Annotated in this window: 19 protein-coding genes; 8 read left to right on the top strand and 11 right to left on the bottom strand. The window is 45.4% G+C overall.

Annotated features, from left to right (window positions below; genetic code table 11):
- Nucleotides 1–159 precede the first annotated feature (159 nt).
- A complete protein-coding gene (locus NLX71_RS19710) occupies nt 160–549 on the bottom strand; it encodes a hypothetical protein (protein WP_254365474.1) in 390 nt (129 codons plus the stop codon).
- Between the two features lie 162 nt (nt 550–711).
- On the opposite strand from NLX71_RS19710, the gene NLX71_RS19705 reads away from it, so the two are divergent.
- Nucleotides 712–1,701, top strand: coding sequence for a Gfo/Idh/MocA family protein (locus NLX71_RS19705; protein WP_254365473.1), 990 nt, complete (start codon nt 712–714; stop codon nt 1,699–1,701).
- A gap of 24 nt (nt 1,702–1,725) precedes the next feature.
- Nucleotides 1,726–2,454 carry an NAD-dependent protein deacylase gene (locus NLX71_RS19700; RefSeq protein WP_254365472.1) on the top strand — a complete coding sequence of 243 codons (729 nt, stop codon included), beginning with the start codon at nt 1,726–1,728 and terminating at the stop codon, nt 2,452–2,454.
- A 788-nt stretch (nt 2,455–3,242) separates the two neighbouring features.
- On the opposite strand, the gene NLX71_RS19695 is transcribed toward NLX71_RS19700, so the two are convergent.
- From NLX71_RS19695 to NLX71_RS26880, 6 genes are all read right to left on the bottom strand, one after another.
- Nucleotides 3,243–6,338 carry a type I restriction endonuclease subunit R gene (locus NLX71_RS19695; RefSeq protein ID WP_254365471.1) on the bottom strand — a complete coding sequence of 1,032 codons (3,096 nt, stop codon included), beginning with the start codon at nt 6,336–6,338 and terminating at the stop codon, nt 3,243–3,245.
- A 1-nt stretch (nt 6,339) separates the two neighbouring features.
- Nucleotides 6,340–7,233: an FRG domain-containing protein gene (locus NLX71_RS19690; RefSeq protein ID WP_254365470.1), complete on the bottom strand. Its 894-nt coding sequence runs from the start codon at nt 7,231–7,233 to the stop codon at nt 6,340–6,342.
- On the bottom strand, nt 7,233–8,450 hold the full coding sequence (locus NLX71_RS19685; protein WP_254365469.1) for a restriction endonuclease subunit S: 1,218 nt from the start codon (nt 8,448–8,450) through the stop codon (nt 7,233–7,235). The genes NLX71_RS19690 and NLX71_RS19685 overlap by 1 nt, the downstream gene beginning before the upstream one ends.
- The gene (locus NLX71_RS19680) at nt 8,443–10,017 is read right to left on the bottom strand and encodes a type I restriction-modification system subunit M (RefSeq protein ID WP_254365468.1); all 1,575 of its coding nucleotides are present in this window, start codon (nt 10,015–10,017) and stop codon (nt 8,443–8,445) included. Before NLX71_RS19680 ends, NLX71_RS19685 begins: the two co-directional genes overlap by 8 nt.
- Nucleotides 10,018–10,029: 12 nt before the next feature.
- Complete coding sequence (locus NLX71_RS19675; protein WP_254365467.1) at nt 10,030–10,443, bottom strand: helix-turn-helix domain-containing protein; 414 nt, start codon at nt 10,441–10,443, stop codon at nt 10,030–10,032.
- Between the two features lie 527 nt (nt 10,444–10,970).
- Complete coding sequence (locus NLX71_RS26880; protein WP_254365466.1) at nt 10,971–11,138, bottom strand: IS110 family transposase; 168 nt, start codon at nt 11,136–11,138, stop codon at nt 10,971–10,973.
- 652 nt (nt 11,139–11,790) lie between these two features.
- On the opposite strand from NLX71_RS26880, the gene NLX71_RS19665 reads away from it, so the two are divergent.
- Nucleotides 11,791–12,075 carry a ParB N-terminal domain-containing protein gene (locus tag NLX71_RS19665; protein ID WP_254365465.1) on the top strand — a complete coding sequence of 95 codons (285 nt, stop codon included), beginning with the start codon at nt 11,791–11,793 and terminating at the stop codon, nt 12,073–12,075.
- Complete coding sequence (locus NLX71_RS19660) at nt 12,011–12,448, top strand: ParB/RepB/Spo0J family partition protein (RefSeq protein WP_254365464.1); 438 nt, start codon at nt 12,011–12,013, stop codon at nt 12,446–12,448. The genes NLX71_RS19665 and NLX71_RS19660 overlap by 65 nt, the downstream gene beginning before the upstream one ends.
- A 186-nt stretch (nt 12,449–12,634) precedes the next feature.
- Here NLX71_RS19660 and NLX71_RS19655 read toward each other — a convergent pair whose 3' ends face one another.
- Entirely contained in the window at nt 12,635–12,853 is a 219-nt protein-coding gene (locus NLX71_RS19655) for a helix-turn-helix domain-containing protein (RefSeq protein ID WP_254365463.1), read from the bottom strand.
- Nucleotides 12,854–13,010: 157 nt separating this feature from the next.
- Between NLX71_RS19655 and NLX71_RS19650 the strand changes: the two genes are divergently transcribed.
- Both NLX71_RS19650 and NLX71_RS19645 read left to right on the top strand, forming a co-directional pair.
- Complete coding sequence (locus tag NLX71_RS19650) at nt 13,011–13,205, top strand: recombinase family protein (protein WP_254365462.1); 195 nt, start codon at nt 13,011–13,013, stop codon at nt 13,203–13,205.
- Nucleotides 13,206–13,216: 11 nt separating this feature from the next.
- The gene (locus NLX71_RS19645; protein ID WP_254365461.1) at nt 13,217–13,465 is read left to right on the top strand and encodes a hypothetical protein; all 249 of its coding nucleotides are present in this window, start codon (nt 13,217–13,219) and stop codon (nt 13,463–13,465) included.
- A 130-nt stretch (nt 13,466–13,595) separates the two neighbouring features.
- Here the strand turns inward: NLX71_RS19645 and motB are convergent, their stop codons facing one another.
- From motB to NLX71_RS19630, 3 genes are all read right to left on the bottom strand, one after another.
- Complete coding sequence (gene motB, locus NLX71_RS19640; RefSeq protein WP_254365460.1) at nt 13,596–14,429, bottom strand: flagellar motor protein MotB; 834 nt, start codon at nt 14,427–14,429, stop codon at nt 13,596–13,598.
- Nucleotides 14,422–15,213 carry a flagellar motor stator protein MotA gene (gene motA / locus NLX71_RS19635; protein WP_090673339.1) on the bottom strand — a complete coding sequence of 264 codons (792 nt, stop codon included), beginning with the start codon at nt 15,211–15,213 and terminating at the stop codon, nt 14,422–14,424. The genes motB and motA overlap by 8 nt, the downstream gene beginning before the upstream one ends.
- Nucleotides 15,214–15,423: 210 nt before the next feature.
- The gene (locus tag NLX71_RS19630) at nt 15,424–16,803 is read right to left on the bottom strand and encodes an MFS transporter (protein WP_254365459.1); all 1,380 of its coding nucleotides are present in this window, start codon (nt 16,801–16,803) and stop codon (nt 15,424–15,426) included.
- A 188-nt stretch (nt 16,804–16,991) separates the two neighbouring features.
- Here NLX71_RS19630 and NLX71_RS19625 point away from each other — a divergent pair, with 188 nt between their 5' ends.
- Complete coding sequence (locus NLX71_RS19625; RefSeq protein ID WP_254365458.1) at nt 16,992–17,462, top strand: MarR family winged helix-turn-helix transcriptional regulator; 471 nt, start codon at nt 16,992–16,994, stop codon at nt 17,460–17,462.
- A 74-nt stretch (nt 17,463–17,536) separates the two neighbouring features.
- Entirely contained in the window at nt 17,537–18,406 is an 870-nt protein-coding gene (locus NLX71_RS19620; protein ID WP_254365457.1) for a DUF1963 domain-containing protein, read from the top strand.
- Nucleotides 18,407–18,644 lie beyond the last annotated feature (238 nt).

Here is an 18,644-nt window from a genome sequence, read left to right as displayed (position 1 = left end):
CTATTCTCCCCGGCGTCCGATAAACTCCACGAATTATCCTCGCCAAAATTTTCATCAAGTCTTTAAACTATCGAAGTTAGTTTAATGAAACAGCAGCAGTCTAGAACTTTATTTTTCACGTCTGTCCTTGGCTGCCGCTGACTCTTTTATCAAGGCTGTTTACTGCATCTGCCCTTGCGATTGATTCTGCTGGGACGCGAAGTCGATGGTCCAATCGATCATCCCGTTCATCATATTGATGATCAGATTGATGACATCCTCGTCCGTTAACTGCGAGCCGCGGCACTGATTCGAGGCATACTCTTGCATCTTCGCTTGCAGATCGCCCGTCAGCTTTTTGAGCTTGATGAAATCGTTGGCCATATCGAACAACGTATCGGAGCCGTTGTTGTTTTGTTCTCCTCCTTGCTTGCTCTGGTCTTGGTTCGAGTTTTGGTTGTTGGATTGGCTCTCAATCAAGCTTTTAATCTTCTGCAGCTCGTCGCTTAGAAACTGGTTTTGCTCAGATAATTCTTCGATTTGTCCCTTCAGTTCGCGGTTGCTGATCATGGCGGCTCCTTAACATAAGATTTTGTGGATATTTTACCCTAATTTTATACATATATCCGATCAAAGTGTAAACTTGGAAAATTCAGTTGGCCTCTCGCGCTCTCCTCCTATACAATAAGAGGATAGGCCTAACGACAGATTACAGACGAGAGGAAATGAAACATGATACGATTTGCAATCATCGGAACGAACTGGATTACGGAAGAGTTTATTCGCGCGGGGCAGGAGTGCGAGGCGTTTGCCTTAACGGCGGTTTATTCGCGGACGGAAGAGAAGGCCGAAGCCTTCGCGGCCAAATTCGATATCCCGCACAAATTCACGGACCTGGAGACGATGGCGCGGAGCGATGCGTTCGATGCCGTCTATATCGCCAGCCCGAACGCTTTCCATGCGAAGCAGGCTGTGCTGCTCATGAATCGCGGAAAGCATGTGCTCTGCGAGAAGCCGCTGGCTTCCAACCGGACGGAGGCTATGGAGATGATCGCCGCGGCGAAGGCGAACCGGGTGCTGCTGATGGAGGCGTTAAAATCGACGCTGCTGCCGAATTTCCGCGCAGTCCAGGAGCATTTGCCCAAAATTGGTCCGGTCCGCCGCTATGCGGCAAGCTACAGTCAATACTCCTCCCGTTACGATGCCTATAAGCAGGGGACGGTGTTGAATGCGTTTAATCCCGCCTTTTCCAACGGGTCGCTGATGGATCTGGGCGTGTACTGCATTTATCCGATGGTTGTGCTGTTCGGCCAGCCGGACCGCGTGCAGGCGAACGGGCTGCTGCTTGACTCCGGCGTGGACGGACAGGGAAGCTTGCTGCTAAACTACGGGCAGATGGAAGCGGTGTTGACGCATTCCAAGATTGTCAATTCGTATGCGCCGACGGAAATTCAAGGCGAGCACGGCACCCTCATCATCGACAAAATCAGTCAGCCGGAGCATGTGGAAATCCGTTACCGCGACGGTTCGGTCGAGGTATTGACCCGTCCGCAAAGCAGCAAGTCGATGTATTACGAAGTGCAGGAGTTTATCGACGTACTGCAAGCCGGAAGGCTGGAGTCTGCAACGAACTCGCACGCCAATTCATTGGCCGCGATCGCGATCATGGACGAGGCCCGCAAGCAGATCGGGCTCCGTTTTCCGGCGGATGGAACGGTGTGAATCAGGAATCAAGGAGGACCGGGTATGGCGGTTGAAGAGATCAAATCATGGATTGAGGACAGTAAGAACATTGTCTTTTTCGGGGGAGCGGGGACTTCGACGGAGAGTCAGATCCCTGATTTTCGTTCGGCAACGGGGCTGTATCAGACGGCCTCCAAGCATGCTTTTCCGCCCGAGGTCATGCTGAGCCGCAGTTTTTTTATGGAGCGTCCGGCGGAGTTTTACGATTTTTACCGCGCGTGCATGGTTCACAGGGAAGCCAAACCGAACGCGGCTCACGAGGTGTTGGCGCAGCTGGAGCAAACGGGAAAGCTTCGGGCCGTCGTCACCCAGAACATCGACGGACTGCATCAGATGGCGGGCAGCCGTCAAGTGCTGGAGCTTCACGGGTCGGTGCACCGGAATTACTGCATGGGCTGCGGCAAGTTTTTTGACCTTGACCACGTGACGAGCGACGAGACAATGATTCCCCGCTGCGATGCCTGCGGAGGGATTGTAAAGCCCGACGTGGTGCTGTATGAGGAAAGCCTCGACTGGGGCATTCTGTCGAAGGCCAGAAAGCATATTGCGGAAGCGGACGTACTGATCGTCGGCGGCACGTCGTTGACCGTCAACCCGGCCGCCGCGCTGGTCGGAGAATATGCCGGCGACAAGCTGATTCTGATCAACCAGTCTTCGACGTCGTACGACAGGCGGGCGACTCACGTCATCCGCGACTCGATCGGGAAAGTGCTGAAAGCTTTGATGTCTTAATTTTGCTCATAAACCATTAGCGGTTTTATCGTGGTTGAACCGAACTGAATATGTTGAACCTATGGTTTTTGGGGAAACAAGTAGGATGATACAATTAGGTGGTAGCTGGGGAATTATGGCTCCACCTTCTTTGTGTGGTACGAGTGGTTTATTAATCAGGATACGTATGAAGGGGATATAAATAATCCGCTGAGTTTGAATCTTTATACGTATGTGCATAACAATCCGGTATTCTGTTTTTTACGAGGTGAATTATAAACATGGGAATCAGCAGAAAATCGGCATGAAAGGCTACCTTCGGAATTATAAATGAAGGTGGCTTTTCTGATATTATGCTGCATCATTCAATACTTATGGAATGATATGAAACGCGAAATTTCAAATCCTGAGGAACATTATTGTAAAAGTCCAATATATGTCCATTTGCCCTGTTATAATTGAAGGGGCTACAAGGGGAACAAGGGGTGTAGACTATTAGATAATTTTGAGCCTCATAACAGAGGGAAAAACTTGCTACAGAACTTTTGCGTAATTAAAGACGATCCAGCGAGTTCTTGACAATCTGTTCACATATCTTATCTGGCAGAGAGACACTCCTCGAACAGACACAATGAATTTCCCGCAGCTTGCTGCCGGGGAGAATTCATTGTGCTTGTTCGGCTTTCTGGTGTGCAGATGGGGGGCGTTGCTGTGTACTGGGTAGATAATTCTATAAAAGTAGTTTTTCATTGTGCATTGCTCTTTCATCAAGCAACGTACAATACGACAAAAGAACGAGAATAAATTATTTACTCCAAATTTTCTTCACACATTTTTTCCGCCTGTTCAATAATTAAATCTACAGCATCAGCTTGTTTATCAGGCGGATACTTATATTTGCGCAATAGCCTTTTTATTGTGATTCGCATTTGTGCACGAACACTTTCACGAATGTCCCAATCAACTTTAATATTGCTTTTTATGCTGGCGGTAAGCTCTTTCGCAATTTGTTTAAGAATATCGTTTTCATAAAAATTTTTAGCTGACTCATTAGAAGATATAGCATCGTAAAAGGCTAATTCATCCTCAGACAAGCCAAGTTCTTCGCCACGCTTGTGGAGCTCATTCATATCTTTTGCCATATCCACAAGTGCTTTAATAACTTCGGCTGTTTCTATAGATCTTTTTGCGTATTGATTAACAGATGATTCAAGCATCTCAGAGAATTTCTTTGCTTGTACAACATTTTTCTTGGCAATAGCTTTTATCTTGCCGTCCAACAGTCTGCGCAACAGCTCAAGTGCTAAGTTTTTTTGAGGTAAACCTTTTACTTCTTCGAGGAATTTATCTGACAAAATTGAAATGTCAGGTTTGTTAAGTCCCACAGAGGCCCAAATATCTACAACTTCTTCAGAAATAACTGATTTAGAAACCAGTTGACTAATTTCATATTCTATTTGGTCTTTAGTTTTCTTTGGATTGCCTTTTGGTAAAATTTTAATTGTGCCGGACTTCACGGCTTTGAAATAGCTTATCTCCACATTTATTTTTTGTGCTACACCGGATGTGGAGCATAAAGCATACGCCTTTCCTATTTCTGCGACCAAATTCAAAAACTCTTTTTTCTCAGTTTCATCTTTTCCAAGGATGAAGTCAACACCTGCCACAATACATTGCATACGCTCCGATGCTGTTCCCAAGAGGTATGTGGAATATTCTAAGCCATGTAAAATTCCTTGTATTTGTTCATACTTCTCCAGCATAAGATCGATGGCTATTTGGGGGTCAATTCCTGTGGTTTTTCTATCTGATGGAGTGTACTGTGCAAGTGCGCTCCTCAAATTATCTGCTAATCCAATATAGTCTACAACCAATCCGCCAGGCTTGTCCTTAAATACGCGATTAACTCGTGCGATAGCTTGCATGAGGTTGTGTCCACTCATCGGCTTATCAATATACATCGTGTGCAAGCAAGGAACATCGAATCCGGTGAGCCACATATCACACACAATAACAATTTTAAGCTCATCCGCAAAATCTTTCATGCGTTTAGCCAAGAGTTTCTTTTGGGATTGCGTGGTTGAGTGGGATTGAAACTCTGAAGGGTCAGATGCCGCCGATGTCATGATGATTTTTATAGTACCCTTATCAATCTTATCACTGTGCCAATCAGGTCGATATTCTATAATTTTTGAATATAGTTTAACGGCAATTTTACGAGACATTGCAACAAACATAACTTTGCCATCAATGGCCTTTTGGCGTAAATCGTAATGCTCAAGGAAATCTCTAACCACTACATCAATACGGCTGTCAGTACCAACAATGGACTCCAGCCTTGCCCATTTACGCTTTTGGCTTTCGGCATATGTTTCTTCCTGTCCTTCAAGTATACTCTCATACTCGGTATCAATCTGAGGCTTCGAGTCACTGGAAATATCCAGCTTTGCAATGCGACTTTCATAGTATATCGGGACAGTGGTTTTGTCTTTGACCGCTTGCGTAAGATCATAAACATCAATGTATTCGCCAAAGAGGGCAGGGGTATTCTTATCACTTAATTCTACAGGTGTACCCGTAAAACCAATAAACGAAGCGTTAGGAAGTGCGTCTCTCATATGCTTTGCAAAACCAAAGGATACTTTTCCGTCTTTTTCTCTTGCTTCCAATCCATATTGGCTACGATGTGCTTCGTCCGCAATAACAACGATATTACCTCGTTTGTTAAGAGGTTCAATAGACTGATCGCTTTCGTCTGGAGAAAACTTTTGAATCGTTGTAAAAATAATGCCACCAGCTTTGACATCCAACATTTTACGCAGTTGACTTCTTTTCTCTGCTTGTTTGGGTGTCTGGCGTAAATAATCAGCACTTTTAGAAAAGGTGGCAAACAGTTGATCGTCCAAATCGTTTCTATCTGTAATGACAACAATTGTGGGATTGTCTAGTTCTAATACAAGCTGGCGAGTGTACATCAGCATCGAGTAGCTTTTACCGCTTCCTTGTGTATGCCATATGACACCAATCTTACGATCACCATCTTCAGATGTAGCTAAATGTGTTGAGTATAAGGCTTTATTCACAGCAAAATATTGATGATATCCTGTGAGTATTTTGTATGATTTGTCCTCTTCATTTACATAAAAACTATACTTGGATATAATGTCCAAAAATCTCCTTTTATCAAGCATTCCATACAACATTACTTGGAGCTGAGAAAAGGTCAGATAGTTTTCATTTACACCATCTATTGTTCTCCAAAACATGAATCGGTCAAGGTCGGATGTTATGGTACCTACTTTTGCATTGATGCCATCACTGGTTATTAAAAAAGCATTGTAATTAAAAATTGTCGGAATATCCCTTTTATAAGTTTGGAGCTGATTAAATCCGTCCACAATATCTACATCTTTATTTGTAGCATTTTTCAACTCAATCACCACAAGTGGCAATCCGTTTACAAACACCACTACATCAGGGCGACGCTCTTTGCCGGTTTCGACAATAGTGTACTGATTAATAGCTAAGAACTCGTTGTTTTCTATGTCAGAAGTGTCAAAAATATAAAATTTTTCCGTTTTGAAGCTACCGTCTATTTGGCGTACTTCAACATCAATGCCATCAGTAATAAATTTTTGAAATGCAACATTATTTTGAACGATTGATAGGCTTTGCTGACGCGTAATCTTCTTTACCAATTCCGTTATTACATCGTTAGAATATTGTTTATTAATGCGCTTCAGCGCACTATGCAGGCGGTCATACAAAACTACATCACCGAAGCTTTCTCTTTCTGAAAAGCTACCTCCGGGAGAAATATCAGGGCCATACAGTGTTTGATAGCCTAAATTTTGAAGCCATTCCAATGTTGCCTGTTCAAGGTCGTTCTCTATAAAATTAGACATATCATTCACCTGCCAGTACATGATGCCTATTTTTTATGTATGAAGCTTGATGTTCAAGTTCTGGATAAACAAATGCTTCATTGATACCTATTCGATCCAATTCAGATAAAATCGATTGTTTTTCACTTGCAGGAATGGTTAAATAGCGTGGTATTCCTTCTGCAACGTACTCTGTAAGTTCTTTTTTTAGATCGAAAGTGTTTTTTAAGTAATATTTAGGGTTTTCAGCATCAATATTAATTCCTAAAATCAAAAACACACCATTTTGTCGTCTGATTCTTTCATTGTTTTTTGGGGCAACCACCGGTACATATTTGTTTTGAAATTGATTTTTTAATCGAAGAATTAATTCCTCAAAAGAAGTTAATTCACTTTCAATCAAACGTTTTTTTACAAAGTAATCAACAAAATTACCTTCACTTTTACCATCATATTCTGCGAGTGCAGCGAACATTTTTACTTCCTTTTGAGTAGGGCGTTGTAGCGATTCGATAAAGAGAATAAGTTCTCCATTTTTATCTTTGTGCTCAGAACACGCAAAATATAGTGCGACTAAAGGATTGGTTGTTAAGTCCATTAATCGGGTGGGTAAACCGTAGTGTTGCATTTTTACAAGTTGCTCAAAATCCGTCATATGATTGCCGAACTCCAACGGTTCTTGGAGTATTAGATCATTGATTAAAGCAGTTTCTTTTGTGATTAGACCTTTGCGAAAAATACTGGCATCAACAGAATAGGAAGCATCTGATTGTCCTCTGAATAGCAGAGTACCTTGTACACCATTATCAGTGATTATATGGTTATATTGAGATAATTTCTTGAGAAGATCGGATACATTTAAAATTAAAAACTCTTCTTCTAATGCTTCTAACTTATACTCATTATAATCTGACATTACACATTACCCACTTCCACTGGCAATTCACCGCTCATAAGTTTTGGTAAAAGGGCATCTCTTATTTCAGATAATAGGGAGTTTTCTTCTTTTAGCTTTGCAATTTTCTGCTCTATCGGCTTTGCTATTTCTTCAAAGCGTTCTTGTAACGGCTTTGGAGGAACAATCATTTCAAACATCTTGAACGCTTCAAAAGAAAGGTTTTGACGAGTAGTACCGATGGCATGGTGCTTAATATTCTCCAAAAATATTGGCTGTTTCATATAATAATAGAAAAATGTTGGAGTAATAGAGCTTTTCATTTCAAATACAATATAAATCGGGCTAACTAAACCAACTTCAAAATCCATTAGCATAGCAATAGAGCCAATGTTTGCTCTTGCTGGGTTGTATCCAACCTGATTGCGTTTTACAATCTTATAGTTTGAGGTACTTTTGCTATAAACTTGCTTTGTAAAAACATCTTCAGATGGTTTGAACTCACCTTCTTTTACAACAGACAGCACAGGATAGTCGTTGTGGTCTATATTTTTTTCTTTGACTTCTATTACTCTTTCAAAAACATTTGATCGTTCCCAGCCTTTTGGAATACCATTTTCTAATTCTCCAGTTGCATTTGGATAGTTAAAATCATTGAACCAGCTTTTATAAATTGACAGAACGATAAATTCCAAAATCATCTGACGCTTGTTATTAGCAGCTATTTTCCTGTCAAGTGCAGTTAATATTTCAACTGTTTTTTCACGATAGGGCTTGTCGGGGAGATTGAAATTAAAATTTTTTATGCTTTCTTGAGTTATACTTGCCTGACTTGCACTTCCACGTGCTGTGGAAATTATATATTCCTTAAAAGTTCTATTTTTTAAAAGGTAAAACAAAAATTTTTGGTCGGAAGTATCCTTTGCCCTAACCCGTACTGCATTTTGATTTAATAAGGAGTTAGAAGCTTCAGATTGTACTCGGACTACTTTACCTACCACAGACATAGGATTTGTTTCCCATGATCCAACAGTAGCAATAATTACGTCATCCTCTTTCAATCTATATGTTTCATAACTGCTTGCATCAGATATAGAAATGCAGCTATTTAAAGTGATATCATATGCGTTTAAATCAGATACCCTAACAATTTTTGTTCCCTTATCTACATAATCAGAAGATTTAAATGCAAAGCCCTTTTGAAAATTGCAGAAACTATCAAGAGTAGAGCTACTCAATATTCTCACCCCCAAGCTTTAACTCCCAACCAAGTTCAAGTAAATGTCTTGCTATAATAGCATCTAAAGCAACACTTTGTTTTATTACATCTGATAATTCGTTAGTCAACCTATCCATTTTTTCTTCAAACGGCTCATTATCTTCTTCAACAGGCGCAACACCCACATAGCTTGCAGGGGTAAGGTTATAATTTTTCGCTCTAATATCCTCTAAAGTCGCTACTTTCCAAAATCCCTGTTTATCTTTGTAATTTACATCAGTGCCATCTGATTTAATAGCTTTTAGCTCATGGTTACGGAAAGAATGATAAGCGGAAGTGATAGCATCAATGGTTTTAGGAGTGAGTTGTCTTTGTGTTCTGCTATCCACATAAGGTTCTGTGTCCATATTACGCGCATCTATAAATAAAATTTCGCCATGTCTATCACGATGTCCATTTTTAAGTTTATTACGAGCCATAAACCAAAGGCATACTGGAATAGAGGTGGTTGAAAACAGTCCACCAGGCAAGGTTACAATACAGTCAATTTTATCATCTTCAATTAAATTCTTTCGAATAGTGTATTCGCTAATAGTGGAAGAGGAAAGGGAGCCGTTAGCAAGAACAAATCCGGCAGTTCCACTCGGAGCCAAGTGATAGAGCATATGCAAAATCCAAGCGTAGTTGGCATTTCCTGTTGGTGGAATTCCATACTTGCTCCAACGTGCATCATCAATTAAACGTTCACCACCCCAATCACTGATATTAAAAGGAGGGTTTGCCATGATGTAGTCTGCCTTTAAGCTCTTGTGCTGGTCATTGTGGAACGAGTCCGCATTTTGCTGTCCCAAATTTACTTCAATACCACGAATGGCAAGATTCATTCTGCAGAGCTTCCAAGTGTTGTAGTTTGATTCTTGACCATAAAGTGCAAGCTGACCATCACGTCTACCTTGCCTATCTTCAACAAACTTTTCACTCTGAACAAACATACCTCCAGAACCACAACACGGGTCGAACACTCGACCATCGTGCGGCTCGATCATTGCAACAATAAGTTCAACTACACTGCGAGGGGTATAGAACTCGCCACCTAATTTACCCTCAGCACGAGCGAATTTGCCAAGAAAGTATTCGTACACAGATCCCAAGGTGTCTTTGTTGGCATCACTACCAATTTCTAAGTCAGACAAAAGGTCTACCAATTCACCAAGAGAGCGTTTATCCAAAGAAGCTCTTGCAAAGTCTTTTGGTAAAACACCACGCAAAGAAGAATTCTCTTTTTCAATTGCATACATAGCGTTGTCAATCACCTGACCAATTGTAGGGTCTTTTGCGTTGTTTTTAATATTTTCCCAACGCGCTTCCTGAGGAACCCAGAAAACATTCATTGCCAAATATTCATCTCTATCTTCAGGGTCCGCATATTCATCTTGAGAAATTTCATTGTATGCTCTAATGAAACTATCTGAGATATACTTTAAAAAAACCAATCCTAAACATACATGTTTATATTCGGCAGAGTCCATGTTGTTGCGAAGCTTATCTGCCATTACCCATAAATCTTCTTTTCTTAATTCAGCCATCAGAGCTATCCCCTATTTCACAATATTTAGTATTTGATTTCTCATTTGTTCGTTTGTTTTTGCAAGACGGATGACGTTTCTCACATCATCATCTTGCATAATAAAGTCTGCTATATCCGCCGAGACGACTCCACGTTCTTTTGCTGCTAAGTCAAAAAGCTTGTTTTTGATAATTGATGCACCATCACCAAGGTTAAGGGCAACAATAATGTTGTTGAGTAAATTTTCATCAGGAGGACGATTATTTCCTTTTTCTATATCACTAATGTATGTAGGAGTTTTTTTCACTTGTTTCGCAAGTTCTCTTATAGATGTCTTTCTCGCATTTCGTAAAGTTCGTAAATACTCTCCAAAAGTAAACTTGGAATCTAAAAACGTTGTTAAGTTGATTTCCGTATTTGCATCAGAAGGTGTTGTATTTTTCAATATTATCACCTCAATATAAGTTAGTTAGCTTACATATTATTATATTCCCCATATTTCGTCAATCAAAATGACGTTCTGGGTATAATAAAAGAGCCATCAATATTCTCAAAAACAACTTATGAATTTTACTGTATTTTGTATTTATGTGACGGATCTAATCTCGCTTTTTTGGCGGATAGCCTCCACACGTTGAAAGTGTAACAGGCGGCATCTACCATGGAGGTAGAGGTGAGAAGTCTGAAATCCTTGGTCAACGCACGTGGTAAGAAAAATGAGTATGCCAAATAAGCCGTTCATAAGACGAACAAATCAGGAAATACTGTACTTCATTTAAGTAGCGAGTAAAATCAGGTCGCAACCGCCATAATCCGGTAAACCTGAGCTTGAGCCAATTTAATTGTCAGTTCAAGCGTGATTTAACGGGTTACTGGTCGAAAATCTGATTCCTTGTACGAATCAGGCTTATAGGGCACTTTGTTTTTTAAAGATGTGGTAGATGACTTTGAACTGCATTCACGTAATGGCAATTACAAGTAGCGGTTTCGGATTTGGGGATACTTTTCGCTTTTGACGACAGCGGTTGCACACTGTACTAAAAGCGGCTTGATGTAGATACCAGATCTCGAAATCCTGACTGACTTTTTCTTGCCAGCGCTACTATCATTGGAAGGTGCGAGTCGAGCCCAGGAGAACACAAATGTTTGGCTGTCGGGAACACATCCTTGTTGACACTGATCAAATCGCGGAGAATGGGTTGCTCATGGATGGAACAGTCAAGATCAAGTTGATTTCCTCAAGACTGGAGCCAGTCGGCAGTCTATGAAGGAGACTTACTCATTGTTCAATTTAAAAGCCAACCTCCTATTGATTTCCTCATAGATTTTCCCAAAAAAGCAGTTGCTCAACGAAGTAATAGGTCATCAGCCCCCCCATTTCCCATCTTCAGTTTTTTTTCTCTGTGCTCCCCGATTTTGCCCGAAAAATGAAACGGATAGTAGAGGGAATTCTTCCTCCGCTCTGTTCCTTGAAAACAAAATACAAGTTTATCCGGTACATCCCCCATGCAGCCTTAAGACGCCATGACCATATTGTCCCTGCCGTCCGTTCAAAACGTAGGGCAATATGAGAGCGATTCCGTGATGCATAGCGAAATGGTGGTTCCATTTTCGGCGATGACCTGCATGGAGGACATGCTACTTCCGTTCAGCCATAGCTTGTCGCAATGGGGGCGGCCCGCAGCGATCCTGGGGGAGGCGCGGCTTGCGCCTATGAGGGCAGTCAACCGCTGTCCGCCAGATGAAGCAAGCGCTACGAATCATGCAAATGAAGTCCAGGAGGTGTGGAAAAGTGGCAGAAAAGGAACAGCGGCGCGCCGGCATCAAGCTGACTCGTGTCGATGATTTGTTTGTCACGGAAGAAAGCAGACAGGAGTCAGCGCGGGAAAAGGTGCTGGAGCTTCCGCTTGCGGAGATCAGTGATTTTCGGGAGCATCCGTTCAAGGTGAGGACGGATGAAGCCATGCTGGGGATGGCCGAGAGCGTCAAACAGTACGGGGTGCTGGTGCCTGGTGCGTCTCAAAGCGGACGGCGGTTACGAAATGGTGGCCGGACATCGGCGGAAAAAGGCAAGTGAATTGGCCGGAAGAGAGTCGATTCCTTGCCTTGTGCGTGAACTGGATCACGACCAGGCTACCATTATTATGGTGGACAGCAATCTACAGCGGGAATATGTATCGCCGAGTGAAAAGGCATTCGCCTACAAAATGAAGCTGGAGGCGATGAAACGGCAGGCTGGAAGACCGGGCAAAGAAAATATGTCCCAACTTGGGACACAAAAACGTTCCGATCAGCTTCTGGCCGATCAGGTCGGAGAAAGCCGGAATCAGATTCATCGGTATATCTGCCTTACTGAACTCGTTCTAGCCATTCTCGAAATGGTCGATCAGAAACGGATTGCCTTCAGCCCTGCCGTTGAAATCTCTTACTTGCCCGAGAACGAACAGTAGGCTCTGCTGGAAAAGATGCAAGCCGAGGAATGCACACCTTCGTTTTCTCAGGCGCAACGCATGAAAAAGCTTAGCAATTCGGGCAATCTGAACACGGATGTGATCGCTGCGATTTTGAAAGAAGAAAAAACCTCTAAGATTTACTGATCTAATAGGGCATATGTGAAGTTGGAGCACAAGGAAAGGTTATGAATTAGATGATTCCTGTTCATCATCAATTAATTCATGAATACTAATGTTCAAGGCTTCACATATATTTTCGAGGGTCCGGATATAGACTCTATCAACATTATCTGAACAGAGATGATTTATTGTACTTGGCCGTAAATCCATTTGACGTGCAAGTTGTCTTTGTGACATGCCTCGTTCAGCTAATATTTCTCTTAATCGAATTTTGATTTTCATAAAACAATTCTCCCGTTCGATACGTTCAATCTTTTCTTGAATTATACCATGTTACAGGAAATATTTCATTGATTGTCACTCTTAAAGGGTATATAATAAAAAAAGAACCTCTTAAGAGTGACGATAATCTAAATTTCTGTGGCGGAGGGAACTTTCAATGAATGTAATCGGTTATGTTCGAGTTTCAAAGGATGGTTACGTTTTATCGTATCAATGCGAAGAAACCGAAGCGAATTGTCAGGAGAAAAGCAAGGTGCTCACCAGAATAAAAATGAAACGTCGCAGTTTTTATGGTGGGATGTACCAATATGCTGACGTTGAAGTTATCGGCAAGCACCAGGTGATCTTATGAGGGGGGAAGAAATGAATATGAAAGCTACCCTCATGAACAGATTGGATGCCGAAGAACGAGAACTGCTGCAGCAAATTCAAACATACGAAGCTTGTACAATGGCTGTCTTAAACATGACGAGCGATCAAATAAAACCATTACATAAATTTGTGGTTGAAGACATTGTTTCAAATCTTCATCGAATGACCATGGAACTGCAAACGGAATTACTGCATTTGAGGCTGGAAAAGACACTGTCCTACCATTCAATCGTTAAATAGAGGGACAAAGCGATGACAAATACCGGTTTCACGGATCGTACAAATCCGAAAACGCAAAGAGCCCAACCCGTACGCCTACAGCGTGCGGGTTGGGCTCTTCTCTTTTCAACAGGGTTGCGGCCGACAGCGGCTACGGCTGCTTCGCAGCGGCGTCAATCATTTGCGGCGGTTTCACGCTGCGCAGGATGCTGACCTCGACGCGGCGGTTTTTCGCACGGCCCGCTTCGGAATCGTTCGTATCGATCGGATGGTACTCGCCGTATCCGATGGAGCGGAAGCGCTCCGGACCGATTTTATCGTTTTCGAGCAAAATTTTCATGAAATTTAAAGCCCGCTTGGCGCTTAAATCCCAGTTGGTTTCGAAGGCGGCCGTTCGAATCGGCACGTTATCCGTATGGCCGGCGACCTCGATCCGATAATTCGGATATTGGGCGAGCATCTCGGAGATCGTGCCCGCAAGCTGCTTCGCCTCCGGCTTGACCGTGGCCGAGCCGGACGAGAACAAGGCGTTGTCACGAATCGTAAGCATCAGGAGATCTTCGGTCAGCTTCGTTTCCAGTTGGGTGGACAACTTGTTTTCGGCGATGTAGTGGTCCAATTTTTCTTTAAGATGCTGGAGGTCAACCTGCTCCTTCGCCATTTGGCTGCTAAGCTGATCCTGCTGCTTTTGCTGCTGTCCCGAAGCGTTCGGCGTCGCCGGATTGGTCGGCTGGTCGAACTTCTTCTGATCGATGTTCGGTTCCGTCGAAAGCGGAATAAGGTTCGAGAAGTTGAATTGCCCTACGCCGCCGGTAAAGGCAGAGTTGAACGACTGCATGATGGTCTTGTATTTCTTCTGGTCGGTCTGGCTGGCGGCGAACAAAATGATGAACAGCGCAAGCAGCAGCGTCAGCAGGTCGGCGTACGGGATCAGCCACGATTCGTCAACGTGTTCTTCGTGATGCTCTTGTCGTTTTTTACTCATCCGCTTTCACCGCATTGTCGTTATTTTTTTCCCGCTGGGACGTCGGAATGAAGACCATAAGCTTCTGTTGGACGGCGGTTGCGGAAATGCCGGTCTGAATGGATAGCAGTCCTTCCACCATCATCAGACGCAATTCCACTTCTTTCTTCGACTTTTGCTTCAGCTTATTCGCGATGGGGTGCCATAACACATATCCCGAAAAGATGCCGAGCAGCGTAGCGACGAATGCGGCGGAAATCAAATGGCCGAGCGCCTCGATTTCGCTCAAGTTGCTGAGTGCCGCGATCAAACCGACAACCGCCCCGAGAACGCCGAGGGTCGGTGCGTAGGTACCGGCTTGCGTGAAAATTTGCGCCCCCGTCCGATGCCGCTCCTGCATCGTGTGTATATCTTCCATTAATACGTCGTGAACGAATTCCTGATCGTTCCCGTCGATGATCATGCGCATCCCGTTGCGCAGGAACGGATCGGGGATTTCCTCGACCTTGCTCTCCATAGCCAGCAAGCCTTCGCGGCGGGTAATCGCTACCCAGTCCGTGAACATGTCGATGAGTTCCATTTTCGAAATCGTCTTTTGCTCGGTGAACACAATTTTCATTAACTTCGGAAACAATTTAAGCTCTTCCATGGAAAACCCGATAAAGAGCGCTGCCGCCGTTCCGACGAAAATGATGAGGATGGCCGCCGGATTGACGAGTGCAGCCAGGCTTGCCCCTTTTAAAACCATGCCCACCCCTACTGCGATCATTGCGAGAATAATGCCGATGATAGTTGATTTTTCCACGTGAGGAACACCTTCCGCTTCTTGTATTCAGGCATAATATGCCATTAGATGAGCAGTTCAATAGTTCGACATAATGCGACACAAATCCTGCCGAATCAGCTTTTAAAATTTTTTTTAGGGATACCGGGACTTTCGCTGAATTGAAAAAGCCCGCTTCCTGTGGTAAGGAAATCCGGGCTTCGAATAAACATTTTCGACTGGGATACGGCTTCATCCGGCGTTCGCGGCTTCTTCGGCAGCAGACAGCGGAGCTGTTTTACGGGTTGCGCGGACGTAGCTGACGGAGACGAGCAGGGAAACGGCAGCGACCGCAGCCATGACCCAGAAGATGTTCCGGTATGCCGCTTGCAGCGGTGCGGACGCTTGCCAGACAAGCGAAACGCCGGTGAGCGCCACGCCGAGCGCGCCGCCGAAAAACTGCGTCAGCTGCGCCATGCCCATCCCGCCGCCGATTTCATGCTTCGCCAGAATGCGCGACATTTCGTTCGATACGCTCGATCCGATGGCGGACACCGACACGCTCATCAGCATGTACGCTGCGGTGATGGCGTACAAGTATTGCGTGGAGAGCAGCGCAAACACGAAAGTAGCGGCAAGCAGGGTCGCATGTCCGGCCAAGATGACCGGAGTGTTGCCCAGCCGGTCGATCCAACGGCCGATCCGGGGGGAGAGCAGCGCGGTCAGAATCGCCCCGGGGAAAATGAGAAATCCGGTGACGGCGGAGCTCTGCCCGTACAGACGAATGATCACGAGAGGCATAAGAAACAGCGTGGCAAAATGAAGCACGTAAGCCACGAATCCCATCACCGTCAGGTTCATGTACGCCCGATTGCGCAGCAGCGAGGGCTGCAGGAAAGGCTGGTCGACCCGGTGAATACGGAACCAAAAGGCGACCAGGGACAACACGCCGAGCGCCAGAGCCCACCAAGGATGCAGCGTCAGAAAGAGCAGCAGCCCGGTGACGCCGACGCCGATGAAGAGAGCGCCCCATCCGTCGAATTGAATGCGGGTATACGGCTGCTCGGGCAGATTGCGGTAAAATATGGGGATCGTCAGCAGTGCCAAAGCCGTCACGACGAATAGCGAGTTCCAACTGAAATATTGCGTCATCGCGCCCCCGACGATCGGGCCGAGGCCGAAGCCGAGCGACGCCGCGGAAATAATGACGGACATCGATTTGCCCCTGCGCTCCAGCGGAATATACCGGGTAACGAGGACGACCCCGAGCCCCGGCGCGGACGCTGCTCCGATCGCCTGCACCAAACGGGCGGCCAGCACGCCGTAGAAATCATGCGACAGAAGGCCGATGACGGAGGCGATGCCGAGCAGCACAAGGCCGATCAACAGCAGCGTCCGAATTGGGACGAAGTCGGTCAAGCGGCTGTATGTGATGGAAGAAATGGCGAACAGGATCGAGTAGCCGGTGACGATCCATGAAGCGGCTGTCGTGGTCAGTCCCAAATCATGGGCTACGGTCGGCAGCGCGACGTTGAACATGGTGGTGTTCATGACGACCAGCAGGACGGTGAGACCCCACAGAGGAATAATTAACGATTCCCGAAACGACGGGCTTGCTGCTTCAGGCTTCATAACAAATGGCAGCCTCCTTATAGAAAATGGAACTGAATACTTTTCGAATAATACTATTTTGAAAATAGTATTTGTGCTAAAATATATATCACAGTCCCGGATGTTGTCAACGGGGTTCATGTTAAATTTTTCTTTTGCTTCAGGTATAGTGTAGTATGGAAAGAGAACGATGTTAAGGTGGGTCGCTTATGCCTTCGAATTCAATGAATACGTTGTGGCACAGCCTTCTGGATATGAACCGCAGGCTGAACCAGACGCTATGTCTGCTCAGCTCGGTGGTGGAGGTTCCGCCGTCCGCGGTGGCTCTGATCTTCAAGCTGGAGCATAAGGAATCGATGAAAATTAACGATACTGCCGAGGTTCTGGGCATCACCATCGGCGCAGCCTCCAATCTCGTTGACAAATTGGAAGAAAAGCAATGGGTGGAACGGATGCGCTCCGAAGAGGACCGGCGCATCATGAATGTCCGGTTGACGGAGCAGGGGAAGGAGCAACTGCTTCGCTGGAGGCAGCAGTTTTCCGAGCACGCGGATGTTATTTTTGCGCAGGTGCCTCCGGAGGAGCTGGACCATTTTAGCGAGCGGGTTGCTCGTTTAAGCCAATATTTAAGTGATTACAACCGCGGCTTGGAGAGCGGGCGTTCCCGCAAGGACGGGTAACGGAAGGGGAGCATCGTAGCAAGCATGTCGTGGCGGTTTGGGGCGCACAATGTCGCTCGGAAGAGGGGCCTTCGGTGATCGTGCTCTATGGCAACGATGCGTGCTGCGGTACGGTTAACGAAGCATTGTTTTCATTGGCGGGGAGCGGCTTTGGTGCAGGGAAGCAGCCTGTCCCACTCATCGTGAATATCGTTTGCGAAATGAAAAAGGTAACGGGGGATTGGGAGATGAACGAAACCGTGGAGTCTATTGAAAAAATTAAAAAAAGCCTGATGCGGCCCGCCGTCGTGTTCGAAATCGGCGGCTTTCGTCCGCCGGAGGACCCGCTCACACCTTGGTTCGGCAAGGTAACGGTTGCCGCGCGCGACGAAAGGTGGCCAACGAATCCGGACGGAACGCCGATGTGGGCTTTGGGACAAGTGAACTTATCCGCGCTGGATTGCGTGCCCGAGGCGCTCAAGGATGTTGCGTTTCTCACGATCTTTTTCGGACCGAATCATCCGCAGGACGAAGACCCGAACGGAACGAACTGGCTGATCCGCACCTACGCGTCGTTGGAAGAGCTGGCGCCGTTAGAGCAGATGAAGACGGGCTCGCATTTGAAGCCGTTTCCGATGCGGCCGGGCGAGCCGGTGGAAGACTATCCCGTATGGGATGGGGGAGACATTCCGGAGGACATCCGGGATTTGATCCTGCAACTGGAAGACGAAGGCGAGATTGAGGGTTACTACGATCTTGATCTGATTCAGCATGAAGGATTTAAAGTCGGAGGACATCCTTGCTTTATCCAGCCCAGCACGTATGTTGACGAGCCGTTCGAGTTCGTGCTGCAGATCGATTCGACGGAAAAAGGCAACCTCATGTGGGGACACCACTCCGGCAGTGCCTACTTTTTCCGGGACCCGCGAACGAACGAATGGCGCATGGCCTGGGACTGTTATTGAGTAGCCGCGACATGCGGGATTAACGTACACAAAAAATAGCCTGATCCTATGCCGTGGAAAGATGGATCCTAAATCCCCGGTCAAATTATAACGAGGCAGGCGCTGAGATTTCCAGCGCTTCATAAAGTTCAATCTGGCGTCTGGTGATCTCTCCGAATTTTAAATCCCGCCCGGGCCGTTCGTAGCACTCAATCACGTCCAGTTCATCGAGCAACCCTTGCATTGTGTAGCGCTGGAA

Source organism: Paenibacillus sp. MZ04-78.2 (assembly GCF_024213375.1).
GTDB lineage: Bacteria > Bacillota > Bacilli > Paenibacillales > NBRC-103111 > Paenibacillus_G.
Note: the sequence above shows the minus strand (reverse complement) of the source record. Positions and strands in the feature narration are given on the sequence as shown.

Coding starts and splice junctions, on each gene's coding strand:
- NLX71_RS19700 (WP_254365472.1), top strand. CDS start 1,726: ATGGCGGTTGAAGAGATCAAATCATGGATTGAGGACAGTAAGAACATT.
- NLX71_RS19710 (WP_254365474.1), bottom strand. CDS start 549: ATGATCAGCAACCGCGAACTGAAGGGACAAATCGAAGAATTATCTGAG.
- motB (WP_254365460.1), bottom strand. CDS start 14,429: ATGAGTAAAAAACGACAAGAGCATCACGAAGAACACGTTGACGAATCG.
- NLX71_RS19690 (WP_254365470.1), bottom strand. CDS start 7,233: ATGTCAGATTATAATGAGTATAAGTTAGAAGCATTAGAAGAAGAGTTT.
- NLX71_RS19625 (WP_254365458.1), top strand. CDS start 16,992: ATGCCTTCGAATTCAATGAATACGTTGTGGCACAGCCTTCTGGATATG.
- NLX71_RS19650 (WP_254365462.1), top strand. CDS start 13,011: ATGAATGTAATCGGTTATGTTCGAGTTTCAAAGGATGGTTACGTTTTA.
- NLX71_RS19705 (WP_254365473.1), top strand. CDS start 712: ATGATACGATTTGCAATCATCGGAACGAACTGGATTACGGAAGAGTTT.
- NLX71_RS19695 (WP_254365471.1), bottom strand. CDS start 6,338: ATGTCTAATTTTATAGAGAACGACCTTGAACAGGCAACATTGGAATGG.
- NLX71_RS19630 (WP_254365459.1), bottom strand. CDS start 16,803: ATGAAGCCTGAAGCAGCAAGCCCGTCGTTTCGGGAATCGTTAATTATT.
- NLX71_RS19655 (WP_254365463.1), bottom strand. CDS start 12,853: ATGAAAATCAAAATTCGATTAAGAGAAATATTAGCTGAACGAGGCATG.
- NLX71_RS19645 (WP_254365461.1), top strand. CDS start 13,217: ATGAATATGAAAGCTACCCTCATGAACAGATTGGATGCCGAAGAACGA.
- NLX71_RS19680 (WP_254365468.1), bottom strand. CDS start 10,017: ATGGCTGAATTAAGAAAAGAAGATTTATGGGTAATGGCAGATAAGCTT.